Raw genomic sequence first — 21,922 nt, 5'->3', positions numbered from 1 at the left:
CCGGCCGTGCAGGGTTACGGTCCCGCCCCCGGACGGCGGTACGGGGGCGTCCGTTATTCGGTGGCGCGGGGGCGGGGCCGTCCGGAGAATGCCCGGGTGCAGATGACTGAGCAGCGGACGGCGACCGTCGTGGTCGAGTGGCAGGGCGAACTCCTGGGGGCGGTGGGCCCGTTCGCGGCGCAGTCGCCGTACTGGGCGCAGATCGGCGAGGTGGCCGCGGCGGCGTCGCGGGCGGCGGGGGTGCCGCTGGCGGTGCTGCGGCTGCTGTCGGTGGCGGGCGGCGAGGGCGGCCGGGGCGGCGGGGCGGTGTACCTGGCGGCGGCGTCCGGGCGTCCGACGGGCGCGCTGGCCGCGAGCCCGGTGCTGCCGGACGCCGGGCACCCGCTGCGGCTGCGGTGGGCGTCGGCGGACGGGCTGGCCGCGGAATGGGCGTGGGCGGACGGCGAGTTGGCCTCGCTCGGCCGGTCCAGGAGCGGCCCGGTGGAGCAGGTGCGCAGCTGGAACCTGTCGGCGCTGTCGCGCTTCCCGACCGCGGACGGCCCGGTGTGGCTGAAGAGCACGCCGCCGTTCGCGGTGCCGGAGGCGGCGGTGATCGCCCGGGTGGAGCGGGCCCGGCCGGGGCTGGCGCCGCGGGTGCTGGCCGCCGACGGGCGGCGGGTGCTGCTGGCGGACGTGCCGGGCGTGGACTGCTGGGGCGTGCCGGAGGACGGCATGCTGGAGGTGGTCGACCGCTGGGCGGCCGCGCAGGCGGCGGTCGCGGCGGACGGCCCCGGCGAGTTGGCGGACTGCTCGCCGGCCGCGCTCGCGGAGCGCTTCCCGGCGCTGCTGGAGCGGCTACGCCCCGACCTGTCGGAGCAGGAGTACGCGCAGGCCCGGGAGCTGGCCGGGCAGTTGCCCGCGCTCGCCGCCGAACTCGCCGCCTGCGGGCTGCCGTTGACGCTGGTGCACGGCGACTTCCACCCGGGCAACTGGCGCTTCGACGGCGAGCGGGCCACCGTCCTGGACTTCTCGGACGCGGCCTGGGGCCACCCGGCCCTGGACGGCCTGCGGCCCGCCCCGTTCCTCTCCCCCGCACGCTGGGCGGACGTCCGCTCCCGCTGGATCGACGCCTGGCGCGGGCTGCTGCCGGCCTGCGCCCCGGAACGGGCCCTGGAGCTGGCGCCGCCGCTGGTGCACGTGCACTTCGCGCTGCGCTACCAGGAGTTCCTGGACGGCATCGAACCGAGCGAGCACCCGTACCACGCGGGCGACCCGGCCGACGAGGTGCGGCGGGCGCTGCGGAGGGCGGCGGCCCGGTGAGCGGCAGGCTTCCTGCCGTCCCGGTCGTCCCGGTGGACGTTGCCGGAGCCCGGGGCGTGCGTCGGGGCTTCCGGGGCCGCGAGGCCGGGGCTTCCGGGACCGCGAGGCCGGGGCTTCCGGGACCGTGAGGCCGGAGCTTCCGGGGCCGCGAGTTCGGGGCCGCCGGGGCCGTGAGGTCGGCCGACCGCGGTTCAGAACAGGTCGCCGCCGGTGGCGAGGGCCGTGCCGAAGGCGGCGGCCAGCGCTCCGGCCAGCAGCAGTGCCGCCGCGCCGGTGAGGGTGCCGAGGGTGGTGAGGGCGGCGACGTGGCGGGGCCGGTCGACGGTGTCGGCGGGAAGGGCGCCCTCGGGGCGGCCGGGCAGGTAGCGGACGGCGATCCGGTCGCCGACGGCGCGCGGGGTGTCGCCGTCGTCCTCGACCCGGACGGGCAGGTGGTCGGCGGTGCGGAAGCCGAGGACGGCCCGGCGGTCGGTGTGCACCTGCCGGGTCTCGGTGTGCCGGTGGGTGCTGGTGTACGTCTCCAGGACTTCGGCCTCGGCGGTGAGGCCGTGGGCGCGCAGGCGGCGCAGCCGGGCGTCGTGGCGCAGCCGTTGGACGGCGAGGGCGGTGCCGAGGGCGGCGAGCAGCAGTCCTGCGGCGCCGATCGCCGTGCCGGCCGTCGCGTCCGCCCAGTCCATCCGTCCTCCTGGTCCTCGGTTCCGCAGCCATGGACGTGCGGGGCCGGGGGCCGGTTCCCCGGAGGGTTCAGGGCAGGCGGCGGTAGCGCAGGTCGAGGCCGTCGAGGAGGGCGTCGAGGCCGGTGGTGAAGGCGCCCTCGTCGATGGTGCGGCGGTGTTCGGCGAGGCGGTGGGCGTCGCCGAGGTGGGGGTAGTCGGCGGTGGCGTAGAGGGCGGCGTCGTCGGGGAAGCCGGCGGCGAAGGAGCCGAGGGCGGAGCCGGTGACGAAGTAGCGCATCAGGGCGCCGATCCGGGTGGCCTGGCCTCGGGGCCAGCCGGCGTCGACCAGGCAGCCGAAGACGGCGTCGGCCAGCCGCAGGGCGTTGGGGCGGCGGCCGGGGCCCTGGGCGAGGACCGGGACGAGGTGGGGGTGGGCGGTGAGGGCGGCGCGGTAGGAGCGGGCCCAGGCGTGCAGGGCGGTGCGCCAGTCGTCCGGCGCGTCGAACATGGTGAGGTCGACCTCGCCCATCACACTGTCGACGACGGCGTCGAGCAGGTCGTCCTTGGTGGCGAAGTGGTTGTACAGCGAGGGGCCGCTGACCGAGAGTTCGGCGGCCAGGCGGCGGGTGGAGAGGGCGGGCAGGCCCTCGGCGTCGACCAGGGCGAGGGCGGCGGCGATGATGCGGTCCCGGCTGAGCAGGGGGGTGCGGGGTCGGGCGATCTCCGCCTCCTGGGGTGCGGGCTGCTGGGTCGGGCCATTCTCGCAGGTGCCCGCGGGTGCTCTTCCGCATCCGGTGCGGGCGGGCTACAGTCACCATAAAACTTGCACTGCTAGTTTAAGTCGGGGTGCCCATCCGCATGGACCTGGAACTAACCGAGGAGCAGGCCGCCGTGCGGGAGCTGGCCGCCGCCTTCACCGACCGGGAGATCGTGCCGTTCGCGGCCGAGTGGGACCGGGCGGAGTCGATCGACCTGGGCATCCTCAGGAAGCTCGGCGACCTGGGCTTCCTCGGGCTGACCCTGCCGGAGGAGTACGGCGGCAGCGGCGGCGACCACCTGGCGTACTGCCTGGTGCTGGAGGAGCTGGGGCGCGGCGACTCCTCGGTGCGCGGCGTGGTGTCGGTGACGCTGGGGCTGGTCGCCAAGTCGGTCAACGCGTTCGGCACCGAGGAGCAGAAGCGGCAGTGGCTGCCCCGGCTGTGCTCGGGCGAGGCGCTGGGCTGCTTCGCGCTGACCGAGCCCGGCACCGGCTCGGACGCCGCCAACCTGACCACCCGGGCCGAGCGCGACGGCGACGACTGGCTGATCTCCGGCGCGAAGATGTTCATCACCAACGGGACGTGGGCGGACGTCGCCCTGGTCTTCGCCCGCACCGGCGGTCCCGGGCACCGCGGCGTCACCGCCTTCCTGGTGCCCACCGACGCGCCCGGCTTCGAACGGCGGCTGGTGCACGGCAAGTTGGGCCTGCGCGGGCAGGCCACCGCCGAACTCTCCTTCGACCGGGTCCGCGTCCCGGACGGCGCCCGGCTCGGCGAGGTCGGCAAGGGCTTCACGGTGGCGATGGCGGCCCTGGCCAAGGGCCGGATGTCGGTCGCGGCGGGCTGCGTGGGCATCGCGCAGGCCGCGCTGGACGCGGCGGTCCGCTACGCCGGGGAGCGCGAGCAGTTCGGAAAGCCCATCGCCGCCCACCAGTTGGTGCAGGAGCTGCTGGCCGACATCGCCGTCGACGTGGACGCGGCCCGGCTGCTGACCTGGCGGGTCGCCGACCTGATCGACCGCGGGCAGCCGTTCGCCACCGAGTCCTCGGTCGCCAAGCTGTACGCCTCCGAGGCGGCGGTGCGCTGCGCCAACAACGCGCTGCAGGTGTTCGGCGGGTACGGCTTCATCGACGAGTACCCGGTCGGCAAGTACCTGCGCGACGCCCGGGTGATGACCCTGTACGAGGGCACCAGCCAGATCCACAAGCTGCTCATCGGACGCTCGCTGACCGGCGTCAACGCGTTCTGACCCGCCTGCCCCCTTCCTTCCCACCCTCCCGACAAGGAGCCCGACGAAGTGCTTCCGGTCTTCATCGCCGCCGCCCGCCGCACCCCGATCGGTCGGCTGCGCGGCGCACTGTCCGCCGTCCGGCCCGACGACCTGTCGGCGGCCGTGCTGCGCGGACTGCTCGACTCGGTGCCCGCGCTGGACCCGGCGCGGATCGACGACGTGTACTGGGGCGCCGCCAACCAGGCCGGCGAGGACAACCGCAACCTGGCCCGGATGGCCGTGCTGCTGGCCGGGCTGCCCGAGGGCGTGCCGGGCGCGACCGTCAACCGGCTGTGCGCGTCCGGGATGGAGGCCGTCACCACGGCGGCCCGGGCGATCGGCTCCGGCGAGGCGGACGTCGCCGTGGCGGGCGGCTGCGAGTCGATGAGCCGCGCCCCGTTCGTGCTGCCCCGCCCGGACGAGGCGCTGCCGCACCGGATGGAGACCTTCGACACCCGGCTCGGCTGGCGCCTGACCAACCCGCGGATGCGCGAGCTGCACGGCGTGCTGTCGATGGGCGAGACCGCCGAGGAGGTCGCCGCCCGGTACGGCATCGGCCGCGAGGCGCAGGACGCGTTCGCGCTGCGCAGCCACCGGCTGGCCGCCGCAGCCCGGGAGGCGGGGCACTTCGACGCCGAACTGCTGCCCGTCGCCCGCCCGGACGGGGCGCTGGTGGAGCGCGACGAGTCGATCCGGCCGGACACCACCGCCGAGAAACTGGCCGCCCTCAAGCCGGTGTTCCGCCCCGGCGGGACGGTGACGGCGGGCAACGCCTCGCCGATGAACGACGGCGCGGCGGCGCTGCTGCTGGTCAGCGAACGGGCGCTGGCGGAGCTGGAGTTGGAGCCGCTGGGCCGGTACGTGGCGGGGGCGTCGGCGGGCGTGCACCCGGACGTGATGGGCATCGGGCCGGTGCCGGCCACCCGGCGGGTGCTGGAGCGCTCCGGCTGGAAGCTCGCCGAGCTGGAGACCGCCGAGTTCAACGAGGCGTTCGCGGCCCAGGCGCTGGCCTCGGTGGGCGAGTTGGGGATCGACCCGGAGCTGGTCAACCCCTCCGGCGGGGCGATCGCGCTGGGCCACCCGCTGGGCTGCTCGGGCGCCCGGATCCTCACCACCCTGCTGCACCGGATGCGCCGCACCGGCGCCCGGCGCGGCCTGGCCACCATGTGCGTGGGCGTCGGCCAGGGCTCCGCCGTGCTGGTCGAACGCGACTGAACCCGCTTTCCCCCCAACGGACATGACGACCCATCAGAAACGGAGTACGGCAATGGGCAGGTTCGACGGCAAGGTCGCGGTGGTGACCGGCGCGGCGCAGGGCATCGGGGCGGCGACGGCCCGGCGGCTGGCCGAGGAGGGCGCGGCGGTGGCCGTGGTCGACCTCACCGCGGAGCGGGCCGAGGGCACCGTGGCGGAGATCGCCGCGGCGGGCGGCACCGCGCGGGCGTACGGGTGCGACGTCGCCGACTACGACGCGGTCGAGGCGCTGTTCGCCACCGTGGCCGAGGAGTTGGGCGGGGTGCACGTCCTGGTCAACAACGCCGGGATCACCCGGGACAACCTGTTCTTCAAGATGCCCAAGCAGGACTGGGACGCCGTCCTCACCGTCAACCTGACCAGCGCCTACAACTGCGCGCACGTCGCCCAGAAGTACTTCGTCGCGCAGAAGTACGGCAAGATCGTGTCGCTCAGCTCGCGCTCCGCCCTCGGCAACCGCGGCCAGGCCAACTACGCGGCGGCGAAGGCCGGCATCCAGGGCCTCACCGCGACGCTGGCCATCGAGCTCGGCCCGTTCAACGTCAACGTGAACGCCGTCGCCCCCGGCTACATCGCCACCTCGATGACCGCCGCCACCGCCGAGCGGGTCGGCGCCACCCCCGAGGACCACCAGGCCGAGGTCGCGGGCCGCACCCCGCTGCGCCGGGTCGGCCGCCCCGAGGAGGTCGCCGCCGTGGTCGCCTTCCTGGCCAGCGAGGACGCCGCCTACGTCAGCGGCCAGACCCTGTACGTCAACGGCGGCGCCCGGTAAGGCAGTAGGGCGACGGCGTCGAAGGGCGGCCGGGTGTCGGCGGGGTCCGCTACAGTCCGGCGGATGACCGAACTGGATTCCCTCCCCGGTACCCGGGCCGCCTACGACGCCGTCGCCGTGCGCTACGCGCAGCAGTTCGCCGACACCCTGCGCGACCGGCCGGTGGAGCGGGCGCTGCTGGCCGCGTTCGCCGAGTCGGTGCGCACCGGCGGCGGGGGCGAGGTCGCGGACCTGGGCTGCGGTCCGGGGCACATCACCGCCCACCTGCGGGAGTTGGGGCTGCGGGCGTTCGGCGTCGACGCCTCCCCGGCGATGGTCGAGCTGGCCCGGCGGGCCAACCCGGGCGTGCGGTTCGAGGTCGGTTCGATGGCGGCGCTCGACCTCGCGGACGGCGCGCTGGGCGGGGTGCTCTCGCGGGCCTCGCTGATCCACGTCCCGCCGCCGGAACTCCCGGCCGTGCTCGCGGAGTTCGCCCGGGTCCTCGCCCCGGGCGGCCGGCTGCTGATCGGCTGCCTCGCCACCGACGACCCGGCGGTCCCGGCCCAGCCTTACGACCACTCGGTGGTGACGGCCTACCGCCTGTCCCCCGACCACCTGGCCGGGCTGCTGCGCGGCGTCGGCGTCCACGAGGTGGCCCGGGTGCTGTGCGAGCCGAAGCCCACCGACAAGCGGCAGTTCAGGGAACTGCTGCTGCTGGCCGCCAAGGAGCCGGTGCACTGACCGGCGGGCGCCGCCCTAGCGGCCGGCGGCGTTGGCCTCGGCGGCGTTGGCCTCGGCGAGTTGGCGCAGGTGGCGTTCGGCGGCGCGGAGTTTGCGGTTGTCGGGGCCGGGGAGGTGGGCGCGGAGCTCGATGATGTCGGGGGCGATCCGGATGGCTTCGACCGGGTCCTTGACCGCGCGCCAGCAGGCTTCGGCGTTGGTGACGGCGCGCTGGGTCTCGGGGTGGTCGGGGCCGTCGGTCTGCAGCAGGGCGGTGGCGACCTGGCGGTAGAGCTCGGCCGCGACGGAGGGACGGCCGCCGACCCGGGAGACGTGGGCGCGGACCTGGCGGACCTGGAGCACGACGGGGGCGCGGGCGCCGTACGCGGCGACGGCCTTCTCCTCCAGGGCGAGGGCGAGCGCGGCGGCGGCGTCGTGGTCGCCGGCCTCGGCGCTGCGGACGATCTGGCCGATCGCCTCCAGGTACTCGCTCGGCGGGACCTGCCCGGGGTCGGCCGCCGGGGTGCCGGTCTCCTTGCCGAGCCGGACGGTGCCGGGCCCGGGCAGCGGGGTGGTGGCGGCCAGCGGGTCGTGCCGGGGGGCGGGTTCCGGTTCGGGGGCGCGCTCGACGAACGGGGCGGGGGCCGGCTTGCCGAGCGGGACGGTCGCGGTCGCCGTGTCCGGGCCCGGCAGCGGCAGGGTGGCGGCCAACGGGTCGGCGGCGTCCGGGAGTTCGAGGGTCTTCTCGAGTGCCACCAGGGGCGCGGCGGGCGTGTCCTTGCCGAGTTCGACCCGGTCCGGCTTGCCCAGCGGCACCGTCGTGGTGGCGGAGAGGGTGTCGGCGGGGACCATCGGGACGCCCCGGACCAGCGAGACGATCATCTTGCGGCGCGGCGGGGTCGCCGGGACGCCCGGCTTGCGCAGCGAGACCAGGACGCGCGGGGTCCAGCCGGGGGCGAGCCGGGGCCGGGCGGGTTCGGGCGCGGCGGCCGGGGCGGCCGTCCCGGGGCGGGCGGGGGCGGCGGGCGTCGCGGCGGGGTCGCCGGGGCCGATCTGCCGGGCGGTGTTGCGGAAGTAGGGCCGGTCGGCGGGGTGCGCGGTGATCACCACGGTGTCGGCGCGCAGCACCGAGTGGACCTGCTGGCGGACGAGTTCGGGGGTGAGCAGCTGGTCGGCGCCGGGGCGGCCGCGGTGCAGGGTCTCGATCAGGGCGCGGGTGAAGGTGCCGAGCTGGTCGGGGTCGTGGTTGACGACGGCCCAGAGCGGGACGCCGTCGGAGAGCTGCTGTCCGGCGGTGGCGGCGAGGCCGGGCCAGACCACCTGGTCGGCGCTCAGGTCGCCGATCACCAGGGTGTCCAACTCGGTGCCGCGGTGGCGCAGTTCGTTGGCGACGGCGGACCAGGGCAGGCTCTCGGAGGCCTTGTTCTCGCGCAGCGAGAGGTAGAGCTGTTCGCCGCGCCGGTCGGTGACCAGGTGGCCGCCGAGGTGGATCAGCAGCGGCCCGGGGTGGCGGGCGGCGGCGCGCAGGTGGGCGAGGACGGTCTGCGGGTCGTTGGCGCCGGGCAGGTGGACGGCGTCGACCTGGTCGGCGGAGAGCAGCACCTGCGGGGCGACGCCGGCCAGCGCCGCGGAGAGCACGGAGGCGTTCGCGGTGCCGCCGCGCCCCCAGCGGCGGCCGCCGCCGTAGCCGCCCTCGACCACCAGGACGCGGCCGCGCAGGCCGCCGCCGATGCCGTGGGCGGCGGGCGCGGGCACGGTGGCGGGCGGCGGGGTGTCGGCGGCGGGGGTCTTGAAGGCGGCGGCCGGGAAGGTGCCGGTCCAGCCGGTGCCGCCGGGCGGGGCGGCGGGCGGGGGCGGGACGGGGGTGCCGCCGGGCGGGGTGGGGGTGGGCAGCGGGATGGTGCGGGTGGAGCTGAGGACGGCGTCGGGGATCACCAGGTTGATCGAGGTGGCGAACGGGTCCGCGGCGGGCGCGGTGCCGGGGGTCTGCTCCAGGACGGGGGTCTTCGGGGGGAGTTCGACCGTCTCCGCCGGGTCGGCCGCGGGGCCGTCCCCGGTCGTCGATGCCACGTCAGCCACCGTTCGGTCACCGCCCCCGTCCGTCGCCCGTGCGACGTCGTACCCGCCGTGGCGTCCCGCACCACGCTCCGATCCCGGCCACGATACGTGGTCCGCGGCCGGCCGGGCCAGGCCGGGCCACGGGCGGGTTGACAGCAGCCCGGGGCCCGGGACGGACGGGGCGGTGAACGGTCCGGCAGGGGGCGGGCGTTGACCGGACGGGGGCACCCGGACGGCGGACCGCCCCCCGTTCCGGCGCCGGCGGTTCACCCCGGGGTGTCCTCCTGTGCACCCGCCCGCCCTTGACGATCGGCCGCCCTCGACGCCCGCCCTTGACGACCGACCGCCATTGACGACCGGCCGGGGGCGGAGCCGTCAGTAGGTGACGGTGATCCGGCGGGCCGGGCCGTCGACCCGGACCCGGCCGCCGTACGGGATGACGAGTTGCGGTTCGGTGTGGCCAAGGTCGACGTCGAAGACGGCCATGGTGTCGGGGGCGTAGGCGTCCAGGGCGCGCAGGACGGCGGCGCGCTCGGCCGGGGTGGCGCCGAGCTTGCGGGTCGCGGGGTACTCGACCGGCTCCAGGCCGAACTCCTCGCGCAGGCGGCGCAGTCCGAGTTCGTGCGGGAGCGGGAAGGCACCCGGGCCGGCGAAGCCGGGCGAGACGACCGCGATCCGGTCGCCGGACCGGGGCTTGGGCGGGTACGTCGGCTGGTCTGACATGCCGGGATGCTAGTCGCCCGACCGCACCGTGCACGACCGGGTTTCCGGCTCACGGCTCACGGCCGGGTTTCCGGTTCCCGGCCGCGCGCGGTGCATCGGGTTCCCCGCTCAGGGGGCGACGTCCAGCAGGGTCTTGCCGAGGGTGGCGCGGGACTCGATGGCGCGGTGCGCGTCGGCGGCCCGTTCCAGCGGGAAGCGGCGGCCGATGACGGGGCGCAGCCGGTGCGCGGCGGCTTCGGCCAGGACGTGGGCGGTGGCGGCGCGGACGCGTTCGGGGGTGGGGCGCAGGGTGAGCACGGTGAGGTCGCGGGCGGCGGCCTCGGCGGGCGGGAGGTCGGTCCAACTGCCGCTGGCCAGGCCGTAGCTGAGCAGTTTCCCGCCGTCGCGGAGCAATCCGGCGGCGGCCCGGCCGAGGGTGCCGCCGACGCCGTCGAGGACCAGGTCGACGGGGTCGGGGTAACGGGTCCAGTCGGGCCGCAGGTAGTCGGTGGTCTCGGCGGCGCCGAGCTCGGCGGCCAGGGCGAGTTTGCTCGGGCCGCCGGCCGCGGCGACGACGTGGGCACCGGCGGCGGTGGCGAGTTGCACCAGCAGGGTGCCGACGCCGCCGGCCGCGGCGGTGACCAGGACGCGGGCCCCGGGGGCGGGGGCCGCGGTCTCCAGCAGCAGGCGGGCGGTGCGGCCGTCGGCGAGCAGCGCGGTGGCGTCGTCGAGGGCGAGGCCGTCGGGGACGGGGTGCAGGCCGTCGGCGGGGACGGCGGCGAGTTCGGCGTAGCCGCCGCTGCCGCCGGTGGAGGAAACCACCCGGCGGCCCAGCCAGGCCGGGTCGGTGCCGGGGCCGAGCGCGGTGACGGTGCCGCCGACGCCGTTGCCGGGGACCATCGGGAGGTCGCCGGTGAACGGGCCGAGGCCGGTGGCCCGGAACTGGGTCTCGACGAAGGTCAGGTTGGCGTGCGCGACCTCGATCAGCACCTGCCCCTCCCCCGGCACCGGGTCGGGCGCACTGCCCGGCACCAGCACCTGGGGCCCGCCGAATTCCCGCAGCCACACCGCGCGCATCACGCCTCCGTCCGTCCACCGGCCGGTCGTTCCGGCCCGCCGCCCATCCTGGAGGCTCAAGTCCGCTTGAGGTCAAGCCGCTCAGGCCCTGCCGGGGGCTGCCGAGCCCTGCCGGGAGCTGCCGGCAGCGGCCGAGCCCTGCCGGGAGCGGCCAAGCCCTGCCGGGAGCTGTCGGCGGCTGCCGAGCCCTGCCGGGAGCGGCCAAGCCCTGCCGGGAGCTGTCGGCGGCTGCCGAGCCCTGCCGGGAGCGGCCAAGCCCTGCCGGGAGCTGTCGGCGGCTGCCGAGCCCTGCCGGGAGCTGCCGGCGGCTGCCGGGCCTTGCCGGGGGCTGCCGGGGGCTGCCGGGAGCTGCCGAGCCTTGCCGGGAGCTGTCGGCGGCTGCCGAGCCCTGCCGGGGGCTGCCGAGCCCTGCCGGGAGCGGCCAAGCCCTGCCGGGAGCTGTCGGCGGCTGCCGAGCCCTGCCGGGAGCGGCCAAGCCCTGCCGGGAGCTGTCGGCGGCTGCCGAGCCCTGCCGGGAGCGGCCGAGCCCTGCCGGGAGCGGCCGAGCCCTGCCGGGAGCGGCCGAGCCCTGCCGGGCCTTGCCCGGGGCTGCCGGGGGCTGTCGGCGGCGGCTGCCAGGATGCCCGGCATGGACACCGACGGATTCTGGGACCTGGTCGAGTCGAGCGCGGCGGGCGGCCCCGGCGGCGAGCGGGCCGAGCGGCTGACGGAGCGGCTCGCCGGGCTGCCGCTGCCGGAGGTGCTGGAGTTCCAGCTGCGCCTGGACGAGGCCCGCGCCCCGCTGGACACCGCGGGCACCCTGGCGCTGGCCCGGCTGGTGCTGCGCGGCCGGGTCAGCGACGACGGCCTGTGGTACTTCCACGTCTGGCTGATCGGCCTGGGCCGCGCCGCCCACCACCTGGCCGTCCACGACCCGGACGCGCTGGCCGACCACCCCGCGCTGCGCCGCCTGGCCGCCCTCCCGTACGACCGGTGGACCGACGACGACTTCCCGGACTGGGAGGCGCTCGACTACTGCGCCCAGGACGCCCACGAGCGGCTCACCGGCGAGGAGGACGGGCTGGAGGACGCCCTGGCCGCGCTCGGCCACGAGATGCCCTGCGACGCCGCCTTCGCCGGCCCGGTCTGGACGCCCGCCCGGACCGCCGCCCGCCTCCCCCGGCTCACCGCGCTGTTCGCCGAAGCCACCTGACGCCCCGTCGTGTCGGCGCCTCCGCCTACCCTCGGACCCCATGACGGCCACCGGCGACCCCCGCCCCCTCGATGACGACGCCCCGGACCACGACGCAGCGGACGAGCACGACGCGGACGCGGACGGGGACGCCTGGATCGACGGCCCCGCGTGCCGGGACAACCCGCGCCTGAACGGCTGGCTGGCGGCCGCCCGGGCCGCCTTCCCGGCCTGGGCCGCGGCGCTGCCCGGCCGCTGGGACTTCGAGGTCGCCTCGCTGCCCCGGCTGGAGCGGGAGGTCCGCCGCCGCTACCGGGACGCGGCCACCGCGCTGGAGGCCCGCGACGAGCCGTTCCTGACCGTGGCGGCCTGGTACCTGGGCGAGGTGCACGTCCGCAACTACGGTGCGCGCTGGGCCCGTTCGCCGGAACCCGCCCCGCACCACCGGACCGACCCGCTGCTGCGCCTGCCGCGCGAACTGCTGGACGAGGCGGAGCGGGCCGAGCTCGCCGAGGCCGAGGAGCTGTGCGAGGACGACTTCCCGCTGGTCGACCCGCTCGGCCAGCTCGCCCACGCGGCCGGGCCCGGCCCGGCGGGGCGGCTGACCGCGGCCCTGGAGCAGTACGCGCCCTGGGCCGAACTGGTGGACCGGGCACTGGCCGCGGCCCGCGCCCGCCCGGTCGGGCACCCGGACGGCCGGCCCCTGCCGGGCGCGCCCGGGCCGCTCGACCCCGGCCCGGTCGGGGAGGCGCTCGCCGAGTGGCTGGCGGTCCGGGCCGACGCCTTCCCGCTCTGGGCGCGCGCCGCCGGCCCGGGCGCCGCGCTCGACTTCTCCGCGGGCTCCCTGGTGGTGCTGGAGGCCGCGCTGCGGGAACGGGTCCGGGTGCTCGGGCTGGGCCCGGAGCTGAGCGTCCTGCTGTACCGCGAGGAGCACCTGCCGTGGAGCCCGGACCTGCCGCGGCTGGCCGACGACCCGGTGTTCGACTGCGCGCTCTGGTACCTCGGCGAGACCGCCTGCCGTGCCCGCGGCGCCCGCTGGCTGCCGCTGCGCGCCAACCTGGACGTCGAACCGCGCACCGTCCCCCGGCTCGCGGTGGCCCGGGTCGGCGCCCGGACCGGCCCGCAACTGGCCGTCAGCCGGGCCGTGCACCGCTGCCTGCGCCCGTACGACGACACCGAGGTCGGCTACGCCCCGCTGCCCGGCGCCCTCGACATGCTCAACTGACCCGGCGCCGTCAGCTCAGCGCCGTCAGTCCAGCGCCGTCGGTCCAGCTCCGTCAGTCCAGCGCCCGTTCGATCAGCAGCCGGGTGAACAGCCGGGCCTGTTCGGCCCGGCGGGTCCGTTCCTCGGGGGTGAGGACCGGCGGGACGCCGTAGCGGCGGGCGGCGATGTCCTCGGCCAGGCCGGGTGGGGCGTCCAGGGCGGGGAGGCGGGCGATCGCCTCGCGCTTGGTGATCAGCCGGCCCTCGCGCAGCGCGACGGTGGCGCGGACGGCGGTGACCGGGCCGAAGTCCACCCAGATGTCGCGCTGCCACGGCTCGGGGCGGTCGGTGACCGGGTACCAGTAGTCGCGCAGGTCGGCCCGGATGTGCGCGTGCAGCGCGTCGTCGGTGACCGGCGGCAGCAGCGCCGCGGGCGGACCGCCCGCCAGCACCGTCGCCCCGTCGAGGAGTTCGCGGCGGGTGATGACCGTGACCGGGCGTTCCATCGGCTCGTCCTGGGCGAAGGTGAAGTGCGCGGCGGCCGGGTCGCCGAGTTCCTCGCGCGGCAGGTACGAGCAGTGCAGTTTCGCCGCGCCGGGCTGCTCCTCGACCAACTCCCGGTGCAGCGCGGCGAGTCGTTCCCGTGTCGGCCCGTCGGGGAGGGCGGGCAGCACGGCGATCAGGTCGAGGTCGCTGCGCCCGTGCCGGTAGTCGCCGTACGCCAGCGAGCCGTGCGCCCACAGCGCGTCGACCGGCACAGCGGCCGACAGCCGCGCCGCGAAGGCCGCCAACAGCGGGGCGGCGAGGGCACGTTGGGCCTCGTCGTCTGGTGCGGGCAGGTACGGCGGTTCGGGGAGCGTCATGCCGCCCATGCTGACACGGCCCGGCCGGGTGCGGCACGGCCCTGGCCGGGGCACGGCGGGGGCGGGGCGGGAAGCCGCCGGGGTGCCGGGCGCGGCGCCGCCGGGACGTGCCCGGCACCCCCTACCGTCGAAGGGGCCCGGCCGTGCGGCCGGGCGACCGTCCGGGAACGGAGGAGACGTCACGATGGCGCAGAAGATCACCACTTTCCTGTGGTTCGACGACCAGGCCGAGCAGGCCGCCGAGTTCTACACCTCGGTGTTCGAGTACGGCCGGATCACCGACGTGCAGCGCTACTCGGACGCCGGGCCGGGCGAGGCCGGGAGCGTGATGCTGGTGTCCTTCGAGCTGTTCGGGCAGGAGTTCCTGGCGCTGAACGGCGGCCCGGCGTTCCGTTTCAACGAGGCGGTCTCGCTCCAGGTGGACTGCGCCGACCAGGCCGAGGTGGACCGCTACTGGGAGCTGCTGACGGCCGACGGCGGCGCGCCGGGCCCGTGCGGCTGGCTGAAGGACCGCTACGGCCTGTCCTGGCAGATCGTGCCGCGCCGGATGACCGAGCTGCTCGCCGACCCGGACCCGGAGCGCGCCCGTCGGGCCACCGCCGCGATGCTGCAGATGGGCAAGCTGGACGTCGCCGCACTGGAGGCCGCCGCCGACGGCGTCTGACGCCCCGCCGGGCACCGCGCCCTGTCAGGCCCCGCACCCCGACACCGCCCGACGCCCCGCCGAGCGCTACACCCCGACACCGTCCGACGCCCCGCCGGGCGCTACACCCCGACACCGCCCGACGCCCCGCCGGGCACCGCACCCCGACGCCCGCCCGACGCCCCGTCAAGCGCTCCTCCCCGCCCGGTCAACGGATCTCCGCGGCCCGGTAAAAGTATTGCTGTTCAGCGATCTGTCATGTCCGGGCTCTTCTGACCGGCCGTCCCGCCGTGCCCTACTGGGCTGCGCGCTACGCGCGTCATCCACGTACGACGGACGTCTGGAGAGCCCTGTCATGAGCCTCACCCGCCGCCTGCTGCGCACCCTGGCCGCCGGTGCCACTGCCGCCGCCACCGTGCTGGTGCCGGTCACCTCGGCGCACGCCGCCGGCGCGTACACCCTGGTGGTCCTGCCCGACCAGGGCGAGAACGCGATCTACGACCTGGTGAACTCGGCGACGAGTTCGGTCGACGTGACGATCTACGAACTGCGCGACACCACGCTCACCACCGCGCTGGTGAACCGGCAGAAGGCGGGCGTCAGGGTCCGGGTGGTGATGGACCCCAACCACAGCTCGGTCAACGGCGCCGCGTACAGCGCGCTGACGGCGGGCGGGGTGAGCGTGGTCTACTCCTCGTCCACCTTCACCTACACCCACCAGAAGACCATCACCGTGGACCGCGCCCGCTCGTACGTCTCGACCGGCAACTTCGACTCCACCTACTACGCCACCTCCCGCGACTACGGCGTGCTGGACACCGACCCGGCCGACGTGGCCGCGATCGAGCAGGTCTTCGACGCGGACTACGCGCACACCGCGATCACCCCGTCCGACGGCACCGACCTGGTCTGGTCGCCCACCGACTCGCAGAACCGGCTGCTGGCGCTGGTCAACGGCGCGCAGCACAGCCTGGACGTCGAGCAGGAGGAGTTCGGCGACCCCGCCCTGGTCAACGCGGTGGTCGCGGCGGCCCGGCGCGGCGTGGCGGTGCGGGTGGTCGCCGAGGACACCTCCGGCAAGTACACGACGCAGTTCGACCAGGTGACCGCGGCGGGCGGCAAGGTCACCACGTACACCAGCAGCACCGGCTTCTACGTGCACGCGAAGGCGATCGTCGCGGACTACGGCACCGCCACCGCCAAGGTGTTCGCCGGGTCGGAGAACTTCTCCGACAACTCCCTCAACCACAACCGGGAACTCGGCCTGATCATCGCCGACCCGGCGGTGCTCTCCGGCGTCGAGTCGACCATCACCGCCGACTTCGACCGCGTCCCCAGCACCGGCGGCGGCACCGGCGGGGGCGGCGGCACGGGCACCTGCACGGCGGCCCAGCTGCTCGGCAACCCGGGCTTCGAGACCGGCACCGCGAGCCCCTGGACCGCCACCGCCGGGGTGCTCAACAGCGCCGCCACCGAGCCCGCCCACAGCGGCAGTTGGGACGTCTGGCTGGACGGCCGCGGCACCACCGGCACCGACACCCTCAGCCAGACCGTCACCGTCCCGGCCGGCTGCACGGCCGCCCTGACCTACTGGCTGCACGTCGACACCGCCGAGACCACCACCACGACCGCCTACGACAAGCTGACCGTCACCGCCAACGGCACCACCGTCGCCACCCACTCCAACCTCGACCACCGCACCGGCTACGCCCAGCACACCGTCGACCTCTCCGCCTACGCCGGGCAGAGCGTCACCCTCACCTTCAGCGGCACGGAGGACTACACCGAGCAGACCTCCTTCGTCCTGGACGACCTGGCCCTGAACGTCTCCTGACGGTTCGTCGGCTCCTGCTCGCACCGCGCCCCCGCCCGGAAGTCCCGGACGGGGGCGCGGTGCGTGCTGCGGGGCCGGGGCCCGGGGCCGGTCAGCTGCCGGTGAGGAGATCGCGGAGCAGGGCGACGGTGTCCGGGTCGAGGTCGCGGCCGGTGCGGCGGCTGAGCGCGTCGAGGCGGTTGACGGAGCGGACGAGCTGGTCGCGGGCGCCGGCCGAGGCGTAGGCGTAGAAGAGGTCGCGGTGCAGGAGTTCGACCTCGGGGGCGACCGCGAGGGCGCGGAAGATCGCGGCCTCGGCGGTGCGGTGGTCGCCGTACTGGAGGCGGCGGGCGGCGAGTTCGTGCGCGGTGTCGACGATCGCGGCCAGCATGTCCTGCCGTTCGGGCTCCGCCCAGGCGAACGCCCCGGCCGGGGCCTCGGCGAACGGGGCGCCGCGGACCAGGGCCAGCGCGTGCGCGAGGGCCGCGTCGGCGGTGCTGGAGGTGGACCGCATGCCGCGCCGGTACAGGCTGCGGAACTCGTCCCAGTCGCAGCTGACCGCCGGGGCCAGCGCGTAGCTGTCGGCGGCCTGCGCCTCCAGGTAGTCGCGGCCCTCCGGGGAGGTGCCCAACCAGCCCGCCAGCGCGGCGAGTTTGGCCGGCAGCGGGTCGGCCAGCCGCTCGGCGGTGGCCCGCGGGTCGAGGTGCGCGGCGCCCGGGTGGATGTCGCGGTCGATCGTGGTGCGCTCGGTGCCGGGGCGCAGCGCCAGGTACGCGGCGAGCTCGGTCAGCCGGGGGCGGCCCGCCGGGTCGGGGCTGCCCGCGGCGCCGAGCACGTCCACCGGCCCGAGCAGCCGGATCCGCGGCGCGGAACGCAGGTGGTGCGCCTCCGGCGAGCGCAGGATCGCCAGCAGGTCGTCGCTGTCGGTGCGGGCCGGACCGCTCCCGGGCCGGACGGACGGCCGGGCCGGGGAACGCGGGTCGGGGGCCGCCGCCTGGTCGTGCACGGGCAGCGGCTCGGGCACCGCCGGCTGCTCCGGCCCGACGGGCGGGGCCTCGGCGGGGGCTGCCGGCTCGAAGGAACGGGTGCCGCCGTCCGGCACCGGCTCGGGCGCGACGGTGCTCCCGCGCTCCGACTCGGCCGCGGCGGGCGGCAGTTCGGCCTGCGACGGCACCGGCGCCGGCCCGGGCAGCGCGGACGCGGCGGGCGCGGCGGGGGCTCGGGGAGCGCGGCCGCGATCCGGGGGTCGACGGGCGTGCCGTGCGGCGGGGTGGTGACCTTGCGGGCCTGGCCGTTGGCGAGGTGCCGCGGCTCGGACCCGGGTGCGGCGGGCGCCGGGGGTGCGGCGGGCGTCGCGGGCGTCGGCGGCGTCGGGGGCTGGACGGGCAGCACCGGAACGACCGCGTACGGGTTGGTCGGGGCGGTCGGGACCAGCCCGGCGAACGGGCTGCTGCCGGTGGGCACCACCCGGGCCAGCAGCCGGGGCCCGGCCGCCTCCCCGCCGTCCGTCCCACCGCCGTCGGAGCCGCTGCCGGAGCCGCCCGCGCCGGTCTTGGCCAGGCTGGTCTTCGGCGAAGCGGTCGCAGCGGTCGTCGCGGCAGCGGTCGTCGCAGCGGCAGCGGTCGCGGCCGGTCCGGTCGGCCCGCCGAGCAGGGCGAGCAGCCGGGCGTCGAGCGTGCCGCCGCCCGCGCGTCCGCGTCCGCGCCCGTGTCCGGTTCCCCGTCCCGGTCCGTCGCCCCGAGGCCGAGCAGGTCGGCGCCCAGCGGGCCGGGGCCGCGCCGCTCTCGGCGCCGATGGCGGCGCCGACCGCGGCCAGCGCGGGGACGGTCGGTGCGGGGACGGGCAGCGGGAGTTCCTGCTCGTCCCCGGGGCCGTTGTGCGGGCCGTCGAGGGTCCATTCGGGGGCCGGGTGCTGGGTGAAGTCGCCGGAGGCGCGGACGAGTTCGCCGAGCTGGGCGTACTGCTCGCGGCTGAGACGCTGGAGTTCGACGCTCAGGTGCAGGCCGGGCAGGGCGGCGTGGCCGGTGGCGGGGAGGGTCCAGCGGGCGACCGGGCCGGCGCCGCGCTCGGGGGCGCGGGTGAGGACGGCCAGGCAGGTGCGGGGGCGGCCGTCGAGCAGCCGGCCGAGTTCGGCGGGCACGCCGCCGGTGGGCGGCTGCGCGGACAGCACGATCTCGGGCAGCCACGCCTCGTCGGCGCTGCCCCGGCTGCGGGCCTCGCGGGGGCTGCCGACGTTGGCGCCGATCAGGGTGGCGCGGGCCTTGGCGGTGCGCGGGCCGAGGGCGGCCAGTGCGGCTTCCAGGGTGGCGTGGTGGTGGACCCGTTCGGCGGCGGGGCCGGCGGCGGGCAGGTCGGTGGCGATGCCGACCAGGTGCAGGTGCAGGCGGTCGGCGAGCGGGCTGTGGGCGAGTTCGACGGCCAGGCTGCGCAGCACGTCCTCGGCGTCGTCGGGGTGCCCGGAGAGGTGCACCAGCCGGACGGTCTCCAGGTCGGCGAGGACGGTCGAGCCGTCGGGGGTGGCGCCGAGGGTGACCAGCGCCGGGTAGGGGGCGGCGTGCTTGGCGGCCTGTCCGGCGGAGAGCAGTTCGGTGGAGTCGGTCGGGCACCACCACACGTTCGGGGCGTGCGCGGCCCGGAACGGGGCGATCGGCACGGCCGGTGCGGCCAGGTGCAGTTCGACGGTGCCCGCGGTGGTGACCCGGGCGGCGACCAGCGCGGGCAGCCGCTTCTCGCCGCGGACGGCGTTGCGGCCCAGGGTGCGCAGCGCGCGGTTGAGCAGTTCGAGGCCGGGCTGGTCCTGACGGGCCTTCAGTTCGGCCTCGAAGCGCCCGGCGGCGGCCGAGGGCAGCGCGATCCGGTGCCGGGGGCGGCGGGCCCGCTGCTGGTCGGTGCGGCGGCGGCCGACCAGGGTGATCAGCGCGGCGGCCATCAGCACGCCGAGGCCGGAGGCGGCCAGCGCGACGGTGTAGTCGCCGTTCCCGGTGGCGGCGGTGTGCTGCTCGCGGACGGCGGGCAGGTTGGCGGCGGACGCGGAGTCCTGCGGCGCGGGCGACTGCGCGGCGGGGCCCTGCGCGGGCGCGGTCTCCGAGGCGGCCGGGGCCGGGGTGCTCGGCGCGGGCGCCGGGGTCGCGGTGGCCTCGGGTGCCGGGGTCGCGGGCGCCGGGGTCTGCGGGGCCGAGCTCTCGACCGGCGCGGTCGGCTCGGTCGGCGCGGGGGTCTGCGGGGCCGGGCTCTGCGGGGTCTGGGTGGCACCGGGCACGGTGAGCACCGTGCCGGGGGCGAGCACGTCCGGGTCGGTGAGCTTCTCGCCGTCGGGCGAGGTGGCGCCCTTGTTGGCCTCGAACAGCTCGGGCCAGCGGTCGCCGTCGCCCAGCTCCCGCTGGGCGATGGCGGAGAGCGAGTCGCCGGAGTGCACGGTGACGCTGCCGTGCGCGGGCGCCGCGGAACCGGCGGCGGGGAGCGCGGGGAGCGCGGACTGGGTGCTGCCGGCGGCGGCCGGGCCCGGGTCGGACTTGGCGCCGGCGGGCATCAGCAGCTGCCAACCGGGCTGGATCGGCCGGTCGGCGTCGAAGCGGGTGCCCGAACCGTCCATCGGGCGGCCCGCGTTGAGCTTGGCGATCTCGGTCCAGCGGGCTCCGTCGCCGAGTTGGCGTTCGGCGATCGACCACAGGCTGTCGGCGGGCCGGGCGTCGCGGACGGTGTAGACCGGCTGCTGCGGGTCGGCGGCGGGCGCGGCCGCGGGGGCTCCGGCGGGGAGCGCGGCGTAGGCCGGGGCGGCGTTCAACTGGGCGACGGCGGCCGGGCGCTGGGCGAGTTCGGGGGTGGCGGCGAAGGCCGATCCGGCGACCGGGAGCAGGGCCAGTACCGAGCCGACCAGGCCGGCCGCGATCCGCTGGCTCCAGCCGAACGCGGGGATCCGGCGGGCGACCCGGCCGCGCAGCTGGGCGGGGACCTCGACCAGTACGGAGACCAGGAAGCACAGCCAGCCGATCCAGCCGATGCCGACCAGCAGCCACAGGAACAGGCTGCCGTCGTCGGGGCTGGTGAGCGCGGCGAGCAGGTCGCCGTGGACCGGGTCGCCCATGGCGGCGACGGCGAGCGTGCCGTAGCCGAGCAGGGCGGGCACCCCGGCCAGCAGCAGGAGCAGGGCCAGCAGCGCGCCGAGCGCGGCCAGCACCGAGCCGCCGGTGCCGCGCCGGCGCCGGCCGGTGGCGGCGGGGGCGGGCTGCCGGCCGGCAGCGGGGCGGTCCGGCCGCCGTGTTCGGCGGCCCTTGCGGTGCTGGTCGTCGGCTCCGCGCGCGGCCATCAGCCGGTCGTCCCTTCCGTGATGCCGTGCAGCAGGGTGGCCTTGCCGTGCCCCTGCACGGAGAGTGAGGTGATGCCGACCAGGCCGAGCAGCGCGGTCGGGTAGGTGCTGGTGACGGTGACGCTGACCTCGCTGAGGTCGGGGTACTTGGGGAAGGCGACGTCCCCCGAGACGCCCTGGCCGGCCAGGTAGGCCCGGGCGGCGGAGCGGGCCTGCTCCGCGTCGACCTGGTAGCCGTCGCCGGCCCGCAGCCGGGCGATGTCGAGTTGCTGGCCGGCCACCCGGGCGGCTTCCTGGGCGAGCGCGTCGGCCCGCTCCACGGCGCGCAGTTGGCCGCCGAAGTCGAGCACCAGGCCGACCACGGCGACCAGGCTGACGGCGGTGATGGCGACCATGACCGAGATGCTGCCCCGGTCCCGGGCGTTCACGCCTGGTTCGTCCACGTTCCCTCCCCCCACGGTGTGTTGAAGCCCTCTCAGTTTCCCCGATAGCGGTCCACCACGGAGGTGAACGTACCGGTGACCGTCTTGTGGCCCGGTACGCCGTCCAGGCCGAGCAGGTCGGACAGCGGCACCGTGCAGGACACCCGGACGGTGACGGTGGCCAGTTGGCCGCCGTCGGTGTCCAGCGTGCCGTACTCCGGGTCCCCGGTGGGTTCGGCGGCGCAGCGCACCGACCGGGAGGCCAGCGAGGTGCGGACGGCGTCCGCGGCGGCCTGCTGGGCGCCCTCGGGGGTGCGGGCCAGCGAGGCGGCCCGGGCGCCGCCCGGGCGGCGGCGTCGACCACCGAGCCGGTGGTCTGCAGCCGTCCGGCAGCCACCGCCATCAGGGCGAAGCCGAGGATCACCGGCACCAGGACCGCCGCCTCGACCGCGAACGAGCCGCGCTCCCGGCCCGGGTCCGGCTTCCCGGTCCGCCCCGCGAACGAGCCGCGATCCCGGCGCGGGTCCGGCTTCCCGGTCCGCCCCCCGGCGGCCCGGATCCTCACGGCTGCCCCGGGGCGACGAACTTCTCCCGGGGCGCGCCGGCGGTCTTGGTGATCGTCGGGTTGACGAACGGCACCAGGGTCACCGGCCGCACGGTGACGGACAGTTGGTACAGGTCGGGGTCGCCGCCGAGCTGCTGCGGCGGCTGCTGGAGCCGCACCAGGTCGCCGAGCCGGTCGATGAACGCGGTGGCCCGTTCCTCGCCCGCACCGGGCTGCGCGCCGTTGATCCGTCCGGCCTCCACGCCCTCCCGGGCGGCTGCCAGCGCGGCCTGTTCCGCGTACCACCACAGGCCGGCCTGCACCACCAGGAGGATCGTGAACAGCACGGCCGGGAAGACGATGGCGAGGCTGATCGTCATCGCTCCCCGGTCGGACCGGCGGGCGCGCGGCG

General features: G+C 76.8%; 19 protein-coding genes. 9 read left to right on the top strand and 10 right to left on the bottom strand.

All coding sequences use genetic code 11. The annotated features are described in order from the left end of the window. Positions 1-96 precede the first annotated feature (96 nt). A complete protein-coding gene (locus OU787_RS29515; protein WP_327059431.1) occupies positions 97-1,299 on the top strand; it encodes a phosphotransferase family protein in 1,203 nt (400 codons plus the stop codon). 191 nt (positions 1,300-1,490) lie between these two features. Here OU787_RS29515 and OU787_RS29510 read toward each other — a convergent pair whose 3' ends face one another. Both OU787_RS29510 and OU787_RS29505 read right to left on the bottom strand, forming a co-directional pair. Then, the gene (locus OU787_RS29510; RefSeq protein WP_268661193.1) at positions 1,491-1,976 is read right to left on the bottom strand and encodes a DUF3592 domain-containing protein; all 486 of its coding nucleotides are present in this window, start codon (positions 1,974-1,976) and stop codon (positions 1,491-1,493) included. A gap of 67 nt (positions 1,977-2,043) precedes the next feature. Continuing rightward, the gene (locus OU787_RS29505) at positions 2,044-2,676 is read right to left on the bottom strand and encodes a TetR/AcrR family transcriptional regulator (RefSeq protein ID WP_030460647.1); all 633 of its coding nucleotides are present in this window, start codon (positions 2,674-2,676) and stop codon (positions 2,044-2,046) included. Positions 2,677-2,813: 137 nt separating this feature from the next. Here OU787_RS29505 and OU787_RS29500 point away from each other — a divergent pair, with 137 nt between their 5' ends. From OU787_RS29500 to OU787_RS29485, 4 genes are all read left to right on the top strand, one after another. Then, positions 2,814-3,962 carry an acyl-CoA dehydrogenase family protein gene (locus OU787_RS29500; RefSeq protein ID WP_268661192.1) on the top strand — a complete coding sequence of 383 codons (1,149 nt, stop codon included), beginning with the start codon at positions 2,814-2,816 and terminating at the stop codon, positions 3,960-3,962. Between the two features lie 48 nt (positions 3,963-4,010). Beyond that, entirely contained in the window at positions 4,011-5,198 is a 1,188-nt protein-coding gene (locus OU787_RS29495; protein ID WP_268661191.1) for a thiolase family protein, read from the top strand. A 52-nt stretch (positions 5,199-5,250) separates the two neighbouring features. Further along, positions 5,251-6,009 carry a 3-oxoacyl-ACP reductase FabG gene (gene fabG, locus OU787_RS29490; protein WP_268661190.1) on the top strand — a complete coding sequence of 253 codons (759 nt, stop codon included), beginning with the start codon at positions 5,251-5,253 and terminating at the stop codon, positions 6,007-6,009. Between the two features lie 63 nt (positions 6,010-6,072). Continuing rightward, complete coding sequence (locus OU787_RS29485) at positions 6,073-6,729, top strand: class I SAM-dependent methyltransferase (RefSeq protein WP_268661189.1); 657 nt, start codon at positions 6,073-6,075, stop codon at positions 6,727-6,729. Between the two features lie 15 nt (positions 6,730-6,744). On the opposite strand, the gene OU787_RS29480 is transcribed toward OU787_RS29485, so the two are convergent. The 3 genes from OU787_RS29480 to OU787_RS29470 form a co-directional block, all read right to left on the bottom strand. Then, positions 6,745-8,778: a hypothetical protein gene (locus OU787_RS29480; protein WP_268661188.1), complete on the bottom strand. Its 2,034-nt coding sequence runs from the start codon at positions 8,776-8,778 to the stop codon at positions 6,745-6,747. A gap of 363 nt (positions 8,779-9,141) precedes the next feature. Next, positions 9,142-9,489, bottom strand: coding sequence for a hypothetical protein (locus OU787_RS29475; RefSeq protein ID WP_442788581.1), 348 nt, complete (start codon positions 9,487-9,489; stop codon positions 9,142-9,144). A gap of 108 nt (positions 9,490-9,597) precedes the next feature. Next, positions 9,598-10,545, bottom strand: a complete 948-nt coding sequence (locus OU787_RS29470; protein ID WP_268661187.1) for a zinc-binding dehydrogenase — start codon at positions 10,543-10,545, stop codon at positions 9,598-9,600. Between the two features lie 628 nt (positions 10,546-11,173). On the opposite strand from OU787_RS29470, the gene OU787_RS29465 reads away from it, so the two are divergent. Further along, on the top strand, positions 11,174-11,737 hold the full coding sequence (locus tag OU787_RS29465) for a DUF4240 domain-containing protein (protein ID WP_268661186.1): 564 nt from the start codon (positions 11,174-11,176) through the stop codon (positions 11,735-11,737). Positions 11,738-11,777: 40 nt separating this feature from the next. Next, positions 11,778-12,941 (top strand): hypothetical protein, encoded by a 1,164-nt coding sequence (locus OU787_RS29460; RefSeq protein WP_268661185.1) that lies wholly within the window; start codon positions 11,778-11,780, stop codon positions 12,939-12,941. A 52-nt stretch (positions 12,942-12,993) separates the two neighbouring features. Here the strand turns inward: OU787_RS29460 and OU787_RS29455 are convergent, their stop codons facing one another. After that, positions 12,994-13,782 (bottom strand): nucleotidyltransferase domain-containing protein, encoded by a 789-nt coding sequence (locus tag OU787_RS29455; RefSeq protein WP_268661184.1) that lies wholly within the window; start codon positions 13,780-13,782, stop codon positions 12,994-12,996. Between the two features lie 184 nt (positions 13,783-13,966). On the opposite strand from OU787_RS29455, the gene OU787_RS29450 reads away from it, so the two are divergent. Together OU787_RS29450 and OU787_RS29445 are read left to right on the top strand one after the other, a co-directional pair. Beyond that, positions 13,967-14,446 carry a VOC family protein gene (locus OU787_RS29450; RefSeq protein ID WP_030460341.1) on the top strand — a complete coding sequence of 160 codons (480 nt, stop codon included), beginning with the start codon at positions 13,967-13,969 and terminating at the stop codon, positions 14,444-14,446. Between the two features lie 334 nt (positions 14,447-14,780). Next, positions 14,781-16,259 (top strand): phospholipase D-like domain-containing protein, encoded by a 1,479-nt coding sequence (locus OU787_RS29445; RefSeq protein ID WP_268661183.1) that lies wholly within the window; start codon positions 14,781-14,783, stop codon positions 16,257-16,259. A 91-nt stretch (positions 16,260-16,350) separates the two neighbouring features. On the opposite strand, the gene OU787_RS29440 is transcribed toward OU787_RS29445, so the two are convergent. The 4 genes from OU787_RS29440 to OU787_RS29425 form a co-directional block, all read right to left on the bottom strand. Next, on the bottom strand, positions 16,351-20,544 hold the full coding sequence (locus tag OU787_RS29440; RefSeq protein ID WP_268661182.1) for a LysM peptidoglycan-binding domain-containing protein: 4,194 nt from the start codon (positions 20,542-20,544) through the stop codon (positions 16,351-16,353). Beyond that, complete coding sequence (locus tag OU787_RS29435) at positions 20,544-20,987, bottom strand: TadE/TadG family type IV pilus assembly protein (protein ID WP_030460344.1); 444 nt, start codon at positions 20,985-20,987, stop codon at positions 20,544-20,546. Before OU787_RS29435 ends, OU787_RS29440 begins: the two co-directional genes overlap by 1 nt. Positions 20,988-21,019: 32 nt before the next feature. Beyond that, positions 21,020-21,217: a hypothetical protein gene (locus OU787_RS29430; protein WP_268661181.1), complete on the bottom strand. Its 198-nt coding sequence runs from the start codon at positions 21,215-21,217 to the stop codon at positions 21,020-21,022. 310 nt (positions 21,218-21,527) lie between these two features. Next, entirely contained in the window at positions 21,528-21,890 is a 363-nt protein-coding gene (locus OU787_RS29425) for a TadE/TadG family type IV pilus assembly protein (RefSeq protein WP_063759626.1), read from the bottom strand. Positions 21,891-21,922: the final 32 nt, after the last annotated feature.

The organism is Kitasatospora sp. YST-16 (assembly GCF_026802215.1).
GTDB lineage: Bacteria > Actinomycetota > Actinomycetes > Streptomycetales > Streptomycetaceae > Kitasatospora > Kitasatospora cineracea.
The sequence above is the reverse complement of the archived record's forward strand: the minus strand, read 5'-3'. Positions and strand labels throughout refer to the sequence as shown.

What these genes read in the sequence shown, in the direction of transcription:
- OU787_RS29510 (WP_268661193.1), bottom strand. Translation starts at nt 1,976, where the DNA reads ATGGACTGGGCGGACGCGACGGCCGGCACGGCGATCGGCGCCGCAGGA.
- OU787_RS29500 (WP_268661192.1), top strand. Translation starts at nt 2,814, where the DNA reads ATGGACCTGGAACTAACCGAGGAGCAGGCCGCCGTGCGGGAGCTGGCC.
- fabG (WP_268661190.1), top strand. Translation starts at nt 5,251, where the DNA reads ATGGGCAGGTTCGACGGCAAGGTCGCGGTGGTGACCGGCGCGGCGCAG.
- OU787_RS29485 (WP_268661189.1), top strand. Translation starts at nt 6,073, where the DNA reads ATGACCGAACTGGATTCCCTCCCCGGTACCCGGGCCGCCTACGACGCC.
- OU787_RS29475 (WP_442788581.1), bottom strand. Translation starts at nt 9,489, where the DNA reads ATGTCAGACCAGCCGACGTACCCGCCCAAGCCCCGGTCCGGCGACCGG.
- OU787_RS29470 (WP_268661187.1), bottom strand. Translation starts at nt 10,545, where the DNA reads ATGCGCGCGGTGTGGCTGCGGGAATTCGGCGGGCCCCAGGTGCTGGTG.
- OU787_RS29465 (WP_268661186.1), top strand. Translation starts at nt 11,174, where the DNA reads ATGGACACCGACGGATTCTGGGACCTGGTCGAGTCGAGCGCGGCGGGC.
- OU787_RS29460 (WP_268661185.1), top strand. Translation starts at nt 11,778, where the DNA reads ATGACGGCCACCGGCGACCCCCGCCCCCTCGATGACGACGCCCCGGAC.
- OU787_RS29455 (WP_268661184.1), bottom strand. Translation starts at nt 13,782, where the DNA reads ATGACGCTCCCCGAACCGCCGTACCTGCCCGCACCAGACGACGAGGCC.
- OU787_RS29450 (WP_030460341.1), top strand. Translation starts at nt 13,967, where the DNA reads ATGGCGCAGAAGATCACCACTTTCCTGTGGTTCGACGACCAGGCCGAG.
- OU787_RS29445 (WP_268661183.1), top strand. Translation starts at nt 14,781, where the DNA reads ATGAGCCTCACCCGCCGCCTGCTGCGCACCCTGGCCGCCGGTGCCACT.
- OU787_RS29440 (WP_268661182.1), bottom strand. Translation starts at nt 20,544, where the DNA reads ATGGCCGCGCGCGGAGCCGACGACCAGCACCGCAAGGGCCGCCGAACA.
- OU787_RS29425 (WP_063759626.1), bottom strand. Translation starts at nt 21,890, where the DNA reads ATGACGATCAGCCTCGCCATCGTCTTCCCGGCCGTGCTGTTCACGATC.